Source organism: Sphingomonas sp. HF-S4 (assembly GCF_032911445.1).
Taxonomy (GTDB): domain Bacteria; phylum Pseudomonadota; class Alphaproteobacteria; order Sphingomonadales; family Sphingomonadaceae; genus Sphingomonas; species Sphingomonas agrestis.
This window is the reverse complement of the sequence record NZ_JAWJEJ010000001.1, coordinates 1,159,492-1,172,134: the sequence shown is the minus strand read 5'-3', so window position 1 is coordinate 1,172,134 and position 12,643 is coordinate 1,159,492. Positions and strand designations below refer to the sequence as shown.

Sequence of the window (12,643 nt, the reverse complement as noted above, 5' to 3'; positions counted from 1 at the left end):
TCAGCGCTCCTCGGCGATGGTGAAGCGCTCGCCGGCCTGCGCCAGCACCAGCGTCAGGAAGCGCAGCGGCTGCGCGGGGGCGACGCCGATCTCGATCACCAGCCGGCCGTTCATCCGGTCGCTCTCGCTCGCGTCGACGCTCAGCCGGTAGCTGTCCTCCTTGCCTTTCCCGGCAAAGGCGCCGCGACGGACCATGTCGTCGAGCATATGGCCGAAGCTGCGCTCGATCGCGCGGCGCGTGGTGTCGCCATTGGGCTCGAACACGAAGGGGGCGCCGCGGCGGACGCATACGCGGCGGAGCAGGCTCATTAGCCGGCGGACGTTGACTTCGCCCCAGTCATACTCGCCGGACAGGGTCATCGCGTCGGTCGCGACGAACCCGATCGGCAGGCGGCGCACCAGATTGACGCGCGCCCGGGCAAAGTCCTCGCGGTCGCGGTCCCCGACTGTCGGCGACAGCGCGACCAGGTCCTCCATCGGCATGTTGGCCGGGGCGAGCCACGCCCCGCGCTGCCGCGCCCGCCGTGCGAAGGTGCCGGCGACTGCGCCTTCGGGCGGGACGACGAGCCAGTCGGGGTCGGTCGCGCTGCCGATCGGCGAGGCGATCCAGGGATGATAGAGCGCCGCATAGCTCAGCGCGCGAAGCTCGTTGTCGGGCAGCCGCTCGGCGAGCGTCGCGACATGCTCGGCGGCGTCGCGGGCGCGGTAATGGCGTGGCAGCGAGAGCAAGGCGAACTGGTCGCCGATCGCCGCGCAGGTGCGCAGCAGCGCGGTCCGCACCCTGAGCAGCGGCTCGGGATCGTATTTCGCATCGGGCACCGCTTCCCAGGCGCTGTCCTGGACGAGGAAGCCGATGACCGAGGCCTTGCTGACATTGCCGTCGAGCTCGGCGCGGACGCGGTAGTAATAGGAGCCCTCGCGCGAAACCTGGACCTCGTATTCCAGCGCCTCGCCGCGCCAGATCTCCTCGGCGCCGGCAAAGTCGGCGCGGCCCGATTCCTCGAGCACATAGGTCGCGCCCGGCTCGGACGCCGACCATTCGAGGTGCACGAGCCCCGCGGCCTGCGGGCTGTCCACCGCGACGAACACCGGCATCGCGAGCAACCGCGTGTCGCAGTCGAGGAAGCGCGTCGGATCGGGGCGACCGGTGCCCGGCACGGGCTCGGGCACCGCGCACGACCCCAGATGATCGCGCCACCGCGCCGGGATCTCGCCCTGCACATGGACCGGCGTCACCAGCTTTTCGGGCACCCGCGGCGCCCAGCCCGGCTGGACCGCATCGGGCACCGCGATCATGCTGGGCTCGGCGAAGTCGCCGCCTCCCGGCACCGCGAACGCGCCGTGGATGCCCAGCAGCGACACCCCGTCGATATCGCGCATCCGCGCCGCATCGTCGCCCAGCGCCGCGATCGTCGAGGTGGCCAGCGCCGGATCGAGGAACAGCTCCGCATCGAACCGCGACAGCCCGTCACGCTCCAGGGGAGTGCGCATTTCGGGGTCAGGACCGACCGATTCCGACCAGAAGTCGCCCAAATTGGACAGATTCCAGTCCGCAGGCGTGCCCATCGGCGCCAGCCACCCCCGCGGCCCCGCCACCGCCCTGGGATCGGCATAGAACCCATCGTCATCGGGCTCTTTCCACCAGCTATCGGGATCGTCGGGCGAGACCCCGAAGGGCCCGCTCACCACCCCCATTTCGCCCTTCTCACCCCGAATCAGAACCCGAACACGCCCGCCGCTCCGCTCCACTCTCGCGGAAACCCGGACATCGTCCGCCCAGCTCCCCACGCTGCTCGCCCGCACCTTGACGCCCGGCGCAAACGGCAAGGTAAAGGTACGCGCCACCGCCACATCGGCAGTGGCCTCCTTGCCGCGCCACCGCCGCTCGAGCGCGGCGGTCCGCGCCACCCGGATCACCCAGGCGCGCGTCCCCCCGTTCGAGAAGAAGCTGCGCACCGACGGCGCCAGCGCCGCGGTCACCGGTTTCTCGCCATGCGCCAGCACGACGTCGCCGCCGAACACCGCCGCATAGGCCGCGACGCTCTCGACCGCGACGGGCCGGTGCGTCGGGCCGCGCTCGGCGAAGCCGACGAACAGCGCCACGTCCATCCGCGGCAGCGCGTCGGGAAACGCGGGCGGCGGAACGGCTATGGCGATGCCGGGAAGGAGGCGATGCGGGTACACGGCGTCACTCCATCTCAAGCCGTTCGTAGGCGAGGACCATCTCCTCCATCGCCACGTCGGTGCCCTTGGCGTTGAAGGGCCCCATCGTCGACTTGATGATCCGCGCGCGGAGCAGCTTCCACGTCACCACCGCGGCGCTGTGGTCCTCGTTCTGCAGCGTGACCTTGACCGTGCGGAAGGCGTTCTGGTTGCCGTTCCGGATATCGTCGAGCCACTGGTAGAGATTGAGCGACCCGATCACGCCGCGCTTCATCGTGACGTCGGTCGACTTGTTCATCCCGGTGATCTTCATCACCGAATTCTCGCGGGAGTTCCCGGTCCGGTACTCCGAGACGGTCACTTCCATGCCGATGCCCGACAACTCCTGGAAGCCGGCGGCCGGCCCCTCGGTGTTGCCGTCGCCGATATCGACGAGGAAGTTGAACTGGACGTACGGACGATCGCGAAAGACGGCCATGCTGGCTCTCCTCAGATCTTGCGGTCGGCCGTCCACTGGCCGATGCGGAAGATGACGAATTCGGCGGGACGCAGCGGCGCGACTCCGACCAGGCAGACCAGCCGGCCGTTATCGAGATCGTTCTGCGACATGGTCGAGCGGTCGCACTTCACGAAGAAGGCCTTGTCGGGCTTGTCGCCCAGCAGCGCGCCGTTCTGCCACTCGTTGAGCAGGAAATCCTGGATCGTCGAGCGGACGTTCGCCCAGAGCCGCTCGCCATTGGGCTCGAACACCGCCCATTGGGTGCCCTTGTCGATCGAGCGTTCGAGATAGGCGAAATAGCGCCGCAGATTGACGTATTTCCACTCGGGATCGCTCGACATCGTCCGCGCGCCCCAGAGCCGCATGCCGCGGCCCTCGAAGAAGCGGAAGCAGTTGATCCCTTCCGGGTTCAGCACCTCCTGATGCGCCTTGTTGAGCAGGGTCTCGAAGCCGATCGCGAGGGTCACGACTTCGTTGGCCGGCGCCTTGTAGACTGCGCGATTGGTGTCGTTGCGGGCATAGATGCCGGCGACGAAGCCGCAGGGCGGGTAATGGTTCTCCTGCCCCGTCAGCGGATCGAGGATCCGCACCCAGGGATAATAGAATGCCGCGTGGCTGCTGTCGTAGAGCGCCCGCAGCGCGCGCACCTCGGAGATCGTCTGGCCCTTGGCGCTGTCGATCACCGCGATCCGGTATTTCATCCGCTCGGCATGCCCGATCAAATTGGCGATGATCGCCCGCGAGCGCGGCGTCTCGGTCACCATCCCGCCCGGCGCGGCGACGATCGAGATGTCCTCCAGCGCCTCGAACGCGACGAGCCCGCTGGAGCGATTGGTCGTCGCATTGGTCTCGCCGGCATAGGCGATGGGGAGCGGCGTCGCGCCGTCATGGCCGCCGGTGAGCCGCACGACGACGCTGCGCGCGGCGTTGCTGCTTTCGGGATCGCGCAGCAGCGTGTCGAGCTGCTCGGGCGGCGAGGTCAGCACGTTTAGATCGTGCAGGTCGCGCAGATCGTCGAGCACATCGAGACCGTTATTGGCATAGGCGCCGATCACGATCGGGATCGTCCGCGCCCGCGACAGGCTCGCCGGGGTTTCGGCGAAATAGGCGAACAGCGAATCCGGCGCGCCGCCCCGCTCGTGGAGCGGATCGAGCGGCAGCTCGGTGGCGACGAAGGTCGGCAGGTCGTTGGTCAGCGGCTCGACCGTGACCGTGACGGTGACCACGCGGATATCGAGATCGTCGTCGTCGGGATCCGCCGGCGCCGGGAACAGCGGTCCGACCTCGTCGGCGCTGTCGAGCGTGTCGTCGGCCTCGCCGAGCTTCCAGACGCGGTTGAGCTGGTCCCACAGCAGCAGGCGGAAGCCGTTGACCGGCGCGCCGACCCAGACCACGTCGCGGTCGGCAGTGCCCTTCAGCGATACGGTGTCGTCGGGATTGCGCGCGAGCCGGTTCTGCCCGAGCGCGAGGGTGAAGGTGACGCGGCCATTGCCGGCCTGGCCGGGGAAGCGCGCACGCACCGCGAAGTCGAGCTGGTCGGGGGGCGAGCCGTCCTCGATCGTGGCGGTGTCGGCGATGGCATAGCCATCCCACGGCGTGTCTGCCGAGGGGGTGTAGGCGCGGGCGACATAGCAGCGCTTGCCGCCCTCTTCGAAGAACGCGCGGACGGCGTTCCAGGTGTAGTTGTCGGTCTCGCCGCCGTCGGAGAAGGTGAGCTTGGACTTGCCGCCATAGGCGCGTTCGAACTCGACCAGGCTGGTGACGATCTCGGGCTCGATGTCGATCGGGCCATAGCGCGTCGCGCCGACGAAGCCGGTGGTGGTGGTGGAAACGCCTTCGATCGATTTCGCGCGGAAGGAGACTTCCTCCACGAACACGCCAGGCGCGAGATATTCGGGCATCAGTTTTCTCCTTGGTGTTTCATGACGCCGCCATGAGGAGAGAGGAGGACGGGCCATCGGGAGTGGATTCGGTGCGCAGCACGAGGCCGCGCCCGAAGCTGAGCAGTTGCGAGGGCAGCGGCTCGGGCGGCGAAGCGGTGGATGCGAACAGCGTGCGCGGATGATCGAGCTGCGCCATCAGCGCGGCGAATTCGGGCGGCTCGGCGGGATCGAGACCGTCCCAATAAGCGGCGAGCTCGATCGACCAGCGGAAGTCGGTAATCGCCGGCGGCGAGGTGGCGAGCGAGGGTCGCGGACGCTCGGGATAGGCGAAGAAAAGGACTGCCCTGCCCTGCGCATCGGCCTGGCCGATCGCGCGGACGGTGCCGCCATGCGACGCGGTGAGCAGCGCCCAGGCTGCGGGACCGCCATCGTCGCGCTCGAGCTGGCAGCGTATCTCGGCGAGCGGCGCGGGCAGGCTTCGCCCGGGCGCCGAGAAGAGCGGCAGCGTCTCGGGCGAGATCGCCGGCGGGCTGTCGTCATTGGCGAGCGGCAATAGCGGATCAGGCGGCAGATCGCCCCAGCCCGGCCAGTCGACCAGCCCGCGCTGGGGCAAATCGAGCACGATGCGCAGCGGCAGGAAGCGGCCATACGCGTCGTCGACTTCGACCAGGCAGGGCTGCTGGAGTGCTTCCCAATCGGGGCCGCCCAACGCTGCGTCCGAGAATCCGGGGAAGCGGTTCGCGTACCACACCGCCTTGGCATTGGCCTCGAGCAGCGCGCGGCGCGCGGGATTGCGCACCGAGGTGACCGTCACGCGCAGCCCGTCGCCGACGAACCCGCCGGTCGCGACATCGCGGAAGCGGATGCCGATCGGCGCGGGCCGCGAGATCCGGTCGAGGACGCGCACCGCGATCATGCGAGCACGCCCAGGTCGATCGCGCGCTCGGTGACGATGGGATATTCGTCGAGCGTCTCGTCGCTGTCGAGCAGCAGCATCCGCATCGCATAGGTCGCTGCGGGGGGCATGTGCTTGATCCGGTCCCACAGCGTCAGCTGGTCGGCGATCGCCAGCGGATCGTTGACCATGTCGAGCGTCTCGGCCTCCGCGAAGATGTCGCTCTCGGCGAGGAAATGGTTGAGCTCGCTGGCGACCAGCGGGCCCAGCTCGTGCATCGCGCGCAGCATCCAGCCGAGCAGCCGCTGCTGGCGCTCGGCATCGTCGGCATAGGGCACGAGCAGGTAGAAGAGGTCGATCGGCAGCGAAGGCTTGAAGCGCCGGCCGTGGATGTCGGTACGCGGGCCGAGCGCCCGGCGCGAGATGTTGGGGGCGACGCGCCACAGGCAGATCGCGATCCCCTCCTTCATCGGCGTGGCGAAGTCCTTGGCCTGGTACAGCTCGATCGTCAGCGGCCCGCCGAAATCGCCATTGGGGAAGCGATCGCGCAGCAGCCCCAGGATGGTGGTGCTGGCGGCGGCGATGGCGCGATAGTTCGCCATCAGGCGTGTCCCGCGCTGGGCGCGACCAGCACCGCCATCGACGCGCGATCGAGCGACACCGGTTGCTGGGCGAAGCTGACGATCCGGCCCTGGCGCCCGTCGCTCGAGATCATCAGGATGGTCAGCTCGGGGAGCGCGAAGATCTGCTCGATCGTCCGATCGTCCGCCTCGGACTGGACGACGAGCAGCTGCGCACCCAGCGCGCGTGCGGCGGCGAGCGCATCGGTGCCCGGCGCGCTGGGGCCGGCGATCACGATGTCGCGACCGTCTAGCATCTGCCCCACGATCTCGCTGAGCATCGTGGGCATCGGGCCGAGCTGAATGCGAGTCGCAATCTTCCCCTCCTCCGAAGCGAACGGCTGCAGCTTAGAGCGCGAGGGATTCGGGCCAATCGACCGGACGGACGGCAAACGGCCCATGCAGCGGGCCGGACCATTTGCGGAAACATACGAGGCGTAGAAATGCGGACCGCCAAAGGAACAGTCCTGCGATTTCAATGCGGATAGACCAGAAGGTCTAGATCCTTCGGTACGGCAAACTCCCCGCCGAGTGGGCAGGATCAGGCCAGCTCCCCGGAAATCGGTCGTTACGCCCTTTACGCAAAACCCGGAGCCGTGATAGGTTCCCTGCACCGCCGCGCCCTGCACTGGATGCAATTCGCGACAAGGCGGACCTCGGGCCAGACAATTTGACGTTTACCAGTTCGTTATTTGCGGGCGGGGAGACTGGAGATTCTTGTTTCCCGACAGCCTGCAACTGGCGTTCTCACGCGTTCGGAGTTGTGAACGATGATGACGAGTCAGGCCCGGGCCGCGAATGGCCGCCGCACGATCCGCGTTCTCGTGGTCAGCGACGTGCTGCTGTATCGCGAGGGCGTCGCGCGCGGTCTCGCGCAATCGGAACGGATGACGATCGCCGCTGCGCTGAGCGGGATCGAGGCCGTGGCGCAGCTGCCGACGCTCGGCGTCGATGCGGTGCTGCTCGACGCGTCGGCGCCTGAATCGCTGGTGGTCGCACGGCGGCTCCACGCGATCCGCCCACCGCTGCCGATCGTCGGTTTCGGGATCGGCAGCGCGCAGACAAGCGTCGCCTGCGCAGAGGCGGGGCTCATCGGCTTTGTCGGGCGCGACGGCACGCTCGCCGAGCTCGAACGGGCGATCGAGCAGGCGATCGCCGGCGAGGTCGGCTGCCCGCCTCAGCTGGTCGCGATGCTCTGCCGCCGCGTCGCCGCCCTCTCGGGCACCGTTGCCACCCCCCCGCCCGTGGCCGCGCTCACCCGGCGCGAGCGCGAGATCGCCGCGCTCGCCTCCGAGGGTCTGTCCAACAAAGAGATCGCGATCGAGCTGCGGATTGGCCCGGCGACGGTCAAGAACCACATCCACAATATCCTGGAGAAGCTCCAGATCCGCCGCCGGGGCGCGATCGGTACCCATTTCCGCATGCGCTCGGCTACGGCAATGCCGACGATCGACGACGACCTTCCCGCTGCCCGTCGCGCGGCGGCGGACCGTGCTTTCGCCGCCTGCTGAATCCCCATCCGGCTTGAAATGCGCTGCATTTGGAGCCATTGCGGCGCGCCCGGCGATCCACGCCGGTGCGCGCCGGACACTCGCCATTCGCCAGATCGCCGCCCTTCCCTATCGCACCGATGATTCCGCGGCCGATACCTCGGTCCGCATCCTGCTGGTCACGTCGCGCGGCACCGGCCGTTGGGTGATCCCGAAGGGCAATGCGATGTCGGGCGTCGCGCCGCACCTCGCCGCGTCGCAGGAGGCCGAGGAGGAAGCCGGCGTCCAGGGTCCGGTATGCCCCACCCCGCTCGGCTCGTATCGCTACCGCAAGCGGCGCGGCAGCGGCGCGTCGCTGATGATGGACGTCGACGTCTTCCCGCTGGCGGTGACGCGCGAGCTCGACAGTTGGAAGGAGCAGTCGCAGCGCGAGCGCCGCTGGTTCACGTTGGCGGAGGCGGCGGACGCCGTGGAAGAGCCGGACCTGCGCGACCTCATCCGCTCGTTCGGCGCATCGGAATTCAAGGCCGCAACCCAGCGGACGGGCATGTTCGGCGCCGTCGCGGAAAAATCGAGGTTAGGACCCATGTTTGCCTGGTTTCAGCGGCTGCTGCCGCGCACCGGAAATTTCTTCGAGCTGTTCGAGGCGCATTCGACGACGGTGATGGCGGGCGCCGACGCGCTCGCCCGCGTGCTCGAAGGTGGCCCGGCGCGCGAAGAGCATATCCGCGAAGTGATCGAGCGCGAGCATGATGCCGACAACATCATCCGCGAAGTGCTCCAGACCGTGCGGAAGACCTTCCTGACCCCGTTCGACCGCGGCGCGATCACCAGCCTGATCGGCGCGCTCGACGATTCGATCGACGAGATGCAGGCAACCGTGAACGCAATCTCGCTATACGAAGTCGAGAGCTTCGCTCCCGAGATGAAGGACATGGCGGGGATCGTCGTCGACGCCGCGCGGCTTACTGCCGAAGCGATGCCGCTGCTGCGCAACGTCGCGCAGAACAGCGCGCGCCTCCACGAACTGACCGAGCGCCTGGTCCGCATGGAAGGGCATGCCGACGAGATCCATGCCGCAGGCCTCAAGCGCATCTTCAAGGAATATGGCGACGGCGACACGCTGCGCTTCGTCGTCGAGCGCGAGATCTTCAAGCATCTCGAGCGGATCGTCGACTCGTTCGAGGATGTCGCGAACGAGATCGACGGCATCGTCATCGACCACGCCTGATCGCGCGACATGCACGAACTTGCCCTTCCGCTGCTCATCGGCCTGATCGCCGTCGCGCTGGCGTTCGACTTCCTGAACGGGCTGCATGATGCGGCCAATTCGATCGCGACGGTGGTGGCGACGCGGCTGCTATCGCCAGTGCAGGCAGTACTCTTCGCCGCGGTGTTCAACTTCGCAGCCTATTTCCTGACGATCGCGATCCCTTCGCTCCATGCCGTCGCCGAGACGATCGGCAAGGGGCTGGTCGACAAGGACGTCGTCACCCCCGCGGTGATTTTCGGCGCGCTCGGCGGGGCAATGTTCTGGAACGTGCTGACCTGGATGAAGGGCATTCCTTCGTCGAGCAGCCATGCGCTGGTCGGCGGGCTGATCGGCGCGGGCGTGGCGCATGCCGGGCTGACCGGCATCCATTGGGGTGGGCTCAACAAGACCCTGTTCGCGATCGTGCTGTCGCCGACGCTCGGCATGTTCCTCGCGATGCTGGTGATGCTGGTCAGCTCGTGGCTGCTACGCCGTGCCACTGCGCGGACCGCCGAGCGCAGCTTTCGCGGACTGCACCTCGTTTCTTCCGCCGCCTATTCGCTGAGCCACGGGCTCAACGACGCGCAGAAGACGATGGGGATCATCACCGTGCTGCTCTATTCGACCGGGCGGCTGAGCGGCGATTTCGAAGTGCCGCACTGGGTGGCGATCAGTTGCTATGTCGCGATCGCGCTGGGCACGATGACCGGCGGCTGGAAGATCATCGAAACGATGGGCTCGCGGATTACCAAGCTGTCGCAGCACCAGGGGTTCAGCGCTTCGTTCGCGGGATCGATCGTCCTGTTCACGGCCTCGGCGCTCGGCATACCGGTGTCCACCACGCACACGATCACCGGCTCGATCATCGGCGCGGGCACCGCGCGCCGCGCCTCGGCGGTGCGCTGGGGCGTCGCACAGAGCGTGGTGATGGCGTGGATCATCACCATTCCGGCCTCGGCGCTGGTCGGCGCGGCCTTTTACGCAGTGACCTTGCTGTTCTAGCCGCCACTCCCCTCCCTTTCAGGGAGGGGAGCCTATCATCGATACGACCTCAGCCTACTTGCGTCCCGCGCGGCATTGGCTCGGCGTCTCGCCGAAGCGCGCGCGGAACAGGCGGCTGAAATGCGCGGCATCGCTGAAGCCCAGCCGCTCGGCGATCGCGCCGATCCGCTCCTGGTTCTCGGGATCGAGCAGCGCGATCCGTGCCGCGGCGAGGCGGCTGGCGCGGATATAGGTCTGCACCCCGCCTTCCTTCTCGAACAGCCGGTGAAGCGTGCTGCGCGAGATCTGGAGCCGCCGACACAGGCTGGTGACCGAGAGCGAGGGCGATTCGAGATTTGCACGGATCTCCGCGCGCGCACGCGCCGCCATGCCGGGCACCGGCCCAGGCGCCTGCCGCTCGACGCCCTCGGAGGTCTGCACCGCCACCGCCAGCAGATCGAGCAGCGTCCGCGCCAGCCGCGGCGCGGTGTCCGCCGGGATCCGCAGCATCGTCTCGCTGAGCTTGACCAGATGCGCGTGAAACAGCGCCGCTTCGTCGCGGCGGATCACGCGCCCGTGCAGCTCGGCGACAGGCCCCAGCTCTGCCTCGGCCATCGCGCGCGGGATGCCGAGCTGGATCGATCGCGTGATCGACATCGTCATCGTGATCGGCTGGGCGATGTCGAACAGCAGCATCTCGCCGGTCCGCGCCTCGAACTCGCGCGACCGCGCCAGCCCGTGCATCTCGCCTTCCAGCAGCACGCCGACGCCGAGGATGTCGATCCGGTCGGCCGCAATCCGCTCCGGCGTGCGCTCGAGCAGCCGCGCGGTGCCGGTCGAATAGGAGACCGCGATACCGTCGAGCAGGATATTCTCGGCCGAGGTCGAGAACGGACCGATCGGAGTGGACTCGAACAACGCGGCGATGCTCGGCCAGCCGCGGTCCGACCAGATCTGATGGCGCTCTGCCGGCGCGATTTCCGCGGTAGAGTAGCGGACGGGCTCGATGCCTCGCCGTTCCCCCATAGAGATGCTCCGAATCTTACACGAATGCCGCAGGACGCAAGCAATTCCGGTTAGTTAACAAGCTTTTTATATAAATAAATGATTCAGAGAAGGGCGCGCCCGGCTTGCGGTCGATTATGTCGGTGGTGTGTCCGGCTTGCCACCTGGCCGCGAGCGCAGTAGCATTCGTGAAAATAATATTTACTTATAAAAGGCACGAGGATGGGAGTTACGCGCAGACAGGCGCTTGGGGGGCTTGCAGGCTCGGCAGCTACCGCCAGTCTGGCCGGCCGGGCGCAGGGCGAGGTCGCGCCGAACTGGTCGAGCCTCGTCGCCGCCTTCCGCGTGCCCGACTGGTTCCGCGATGCCAAGTTCGGGATCTGGGCGCATTGGAGCGCACAATGCGTCCCCGAATTCGGCGACTGGTACGGGCGGAAGATGTACGTCCAGGGCGACCCGTTCTACGATCACCATCTCAGCACCTATGGCCATCCGGCCGACCGCGGCTTCCTCGAGATCGAGAACCAGTGGAAGGCCGAGCGATGGGACCCCGAGCATCTCGTCGCGCTCTACAAGGCCGCGGGCGCGCGCTACTTCATGGCGCTTGCCAACCACCACGACAATCTCGATGCGTACGACAGCACGTACCACGCCTGGAACACGCTGCGCGTGGGGCCGAAGCGCGACATCGTCGGCATCTGGGAGAAGATCGCGCGCAGGCACGGGCTGCGCTTCGCGGTCAGCAATCATAGCTCGCATGCCTGGCATTGGTGGCAGACCGCCTATGGCTATGACGCCGAGGGGCCGCGCGCCGGCGAGCGCTACGATGCCTTCAGGCTGACCAAGGCCGACGGCGCGGGCAAATGGTGGGACGGGCTCGACCCGCAGGAACTCTATACCGGCCCCTCGATGGTCCCGCCCGACGGGATCGAGACCGCGCAGGCGATGCGCGACTGGCACGAGGTGCACAGCCGCCGCTGGATGGAATTCGCCCCGCCAGAGAATCCCCATCACGTCGCCAAATGGCTGCTCCGCCAGCAGGACCTGGTCGAGAAATACCGGCCCGACATGGTCTATTTCGACAATTATGCCCTGCCCTTCGGCACGGTAGGCCTCGAAGCGCTGGCGCATTACTATCGGCAGAGCATCGCGCGCGACGGAAAGGTCGAGGTCGTCGCCACCGCCAAGCAGCTTACACCCTATCAACGCACCGCTCTGGTCGACGATGTCGAGCGCGGTTTCGCCGACGGGCTGCGCGCCGAGCCTTGGCAGACATGCACGTGCATCGGCGACTGGCACTACAACCGCGCCCGCTACGAGCAGAAATCCTATGTGCCCGCCGCCAAGGTGATCCAGCGACTGTGCGACGTTGTCTCCAAGAACGGCAACCTGCTGCTCTCGATCCCGATGCGCGGCGACGGCAGCATCGACAGCGAAGAGGAGAAGATCCTCGCCGGAATCACACGCTGGATGCGGCGCAACGGCGACGCGGCGATCTTCGGCTCGCGGCCGTGGCGGATCTATGGCGAGGGCCCGACCAAGGTCGGCGGCGGCATGTTCGGCGAAGGCAAGGTGACGTTCACTGCCGAGGACGTGCGCTTCACTACGCGCAAAGGAACGCTCTACGCCGCGCTGCTCGAATGGCCCGACAAACCGGTGACGATCGTCGCGCTCGGCAAGGCGGCGCTTCCGCAGGCGGCGATCGAGCGGGTATCGCTGGTCGGCGGCGGGCGAGTGACATTCGAGCGCGGCGAGGCGGGGCTGACGGTGGCGCTGCCGCGCGGCGGGTCGGAGGATTTCGTGCCCGTCCTGCGGATCGAGGGACGAGGGTTGGTGTGACTCAAAGCCCTCTCTC

At 67.6% G+C, this 12,643-nt stretch carries 11 protein-coding genes; 4 read left to right on the top strand and 7 right to left on the bottom strand.

The annotated features are described in order from the left end of the window. Genes RZN05_RS04945 through RZN05_RS04920 form a run of 6 tightly spaced genes read right to left on the bottom strand, consistent with a single transcriptional unit; the run spans position 1 to position 6,341 of the window. Entirely contained in the window at positions 1–2,184 is a 2,184-nt protein-coding gene (locus tag RZN05_RS04945; RefSeq protein WP_317225508.1) for a phage tail sheath C-terminal domain-containing protein, read from the bottom strand. A gap of 4 nt (positions 2,185–2,188) precedes the next feature. Then, on the bottom strand, positions 2,189–2,641 hold the full coding sequence (locus RZN05_RS04940; RefSeq protein WP_317225507.1) for a phage tail protein: 453 nt from the start codon (positions 2,639–2,641) through the stop codon (positions 2,189–2,191). An 11-nt stretch (positions 2,642–2,652) separates the two neighbouring features. After that, the gene (locus RZN05_RS04935; protein WP_317225506.1) at positions 2,653–4,563 is read right to left on the bottom strand and encodes a phage tail sheath family protein; all 1,911 of its coding nucleotides are present in this window, start codon (positions 4,561–4,563) and stop codon (positions 2,653–2,655) included. A gap of 19 nt (positions 4,564–4,582) precedes the next feature. Beyond that, complete coding sequence (locus tag RZN05_RS04930) at positions 4,583–5,461, bottom strand: hypothetical protein (RefSeq protein ID WP_317225505.1); 879 nt, start codon at positions 5,459–5,461, stop codon at positions 4,583–4,585. Next, positions 5,458–6,042 (bottom strand): Pvc16 family protein, encoded by a 585-nt coding sequence (locus RZN05_RS04925; RefSeq protein WP_317225504.1) that lies wholly within the window; start codon positions 6,040–6,042, stop codon positions 5,458–5,460. The genes RZN05_RS04930 and RZN05_RS04925 overlap by 4 nt, the downstream gene beginning before the upstream one ends. Continuing rightward, positions 6,042–6,341: a hypothetical protein gene (locus RZN05_RS04920; protein WP_317225503.1), complete on the bottom strand. Its 300-nt coding sequence runs from the start codon at positions 6,339–6,341 to the stop codon at positions 6,042–6,044. Before RZN05_RS04920 ends, RZN05_RS04925 begins: the two co-directional genes overlap by 1 nt. Before the next feature lie 489 nt (positions 6,342–6,830). Between RZN05_RS04920 and RZN05_RS04915 the strand changes: the two genes are divergently transcribed. The 3 genes from RZN05_RS04915 to RZN05_RS04905 all read left to right on the top strand — a co-directional run bounded on the left by RZN05_RS04915 (position 6,831) and on the right by RZN05_RS04905 (position 9,804). Then, the gene (locus RZN05_RS04915) at positions 6,831–7,571 is read left to right on the top strand and encodes a response regulator transcription factor (RefSeq protein WP_317225502.1); all 741 of its coding nucleotides are present in this window, start codon (positions 6,831–6,833) and stop codon (positions 7,569–7,571) included. An 85-nt stretch (positions 7,572–7,656) separates the two neighbouring features. Next, positions 7,657–8,781, top strand: a complete 1,125-nt coding sequence (locus tag RZN05_RS04910) for a DUF47 family protein (RefSeq protein WP_317227565.1) — start codon at positions 7,657–7,659, stop codon at positions 8,779–8,781. Positions 8,782–8,790: 9 nt separating this feature from the next. Further along, positions 8,791–9,804 (top strand): inorganic phosphate transporter, encoded by a 1,014-nt coding sequence (locus tag RZN05_RS04905; protein WP_317225501.1) that lies wholly within the window; start codon positions 8,791–8,793, stop codon positions 9,802–9,804. A gap of 54 nt (positions 9,805–9,858) precedes the next feature. Here RZN05_RS04905 and RZN05_RS04900 read toward each other — a convergent pair whose 3' ends face one another. After that, positions 9,859–10,809, bottom strand: coding sequence for an AraC family transcriptional regulator (locus RZN05_RS04900; RefSeq protein WP_317225500.1), 951 nt, complete (start codon positions 10,807–10,809; stop codon positions 9,859–9,861). A 201-nt stretch (positions 10,810–11,010) separates the two neighbouring features. Between RZN05_RS04900 and RZN05_RS04895 the strand changes: the two genes are divergently transcribed. Further along, the gene (locus RZN05_RS04895) at positions 11,011–12,627 is read left to right on the top strand and encodes an alpha-L-fucosidase (protein WP_317225499.1); all 1,617 of its coding nucleotides are present in this window, start codon (positions 11,011–11,013) and stop codon (positions 12,625–12,627) included. Positions 12,628–12,643 lie beyond the last annotated feature (16 nt).

Bases quoted from the DNA above. Each gene is read 5' to 3' on its own strand.
- RZN05_RS04940 (WP_317225507.1), bottom strand. From the start codon at position 2,641: ATGGCCGTCTTTCGCGATCGTCCGTACGTCCAGTTCAACTTCCTCGTC.
- RZN05_RS04935 (WP_317225506.1), bottom strand. From the start codon at position 4,563: ATGCCCGAATATCTCGCGCCTGGCGTGTTCGTGGAGGAAGTCTCCTTC.
- RZN05_RS04930 (WP_317225505.1), bottom strand. From the start codon at position 5,461: ATGATCGCGGTGCGCGTCCTCGACCGGATCTCGCGGCCCGCGCCGATC.
- RZN05_RS04925 (WP_317225504.1), bottom strand. From the start codon at position 6,042: ATGGCGAACTATCGCGCCATCGCCGCCGCCAGCACCACCATCCTGGGG.
- RZN05_RS04920 (WP_317225503.1), bottom strand. From the start codon at position 6,341: ATGCTCAGCGAGATCGTGGGGCAGATGCTAGACGGTCGCGACATCGTG.
- RZN05_RS04915 (WP_317225502.1), top strand. From the start codon at position 6,831: ATGATGACGAGTCAGGCCCGGGCCGCGAATGGCCGCCGCACGATCCGC.
- RZN05_RS04905 (WP_317225501.1), top strand. From the start codon at position 8,791: ATGCACGAACTTGCCCTTCCGCTGCTCATCGGCCTGATCGCCGTCGCG.
- RZN05_RS04900 (WP_317225500.1), bottom strand. From the start codon at position 10,809: ATGGGGGAACGGCGAGGCATCGAGCCCGTCCGCTACTCTACCGCGGAA.
- RZN05_RS04895 (WP_317225499.1), top strand. From the start codon at position 11,011: ATGGGAGTTACGCGCAGACAGGCGCTTGGGGGGCTTGCAGGCTCGGCA.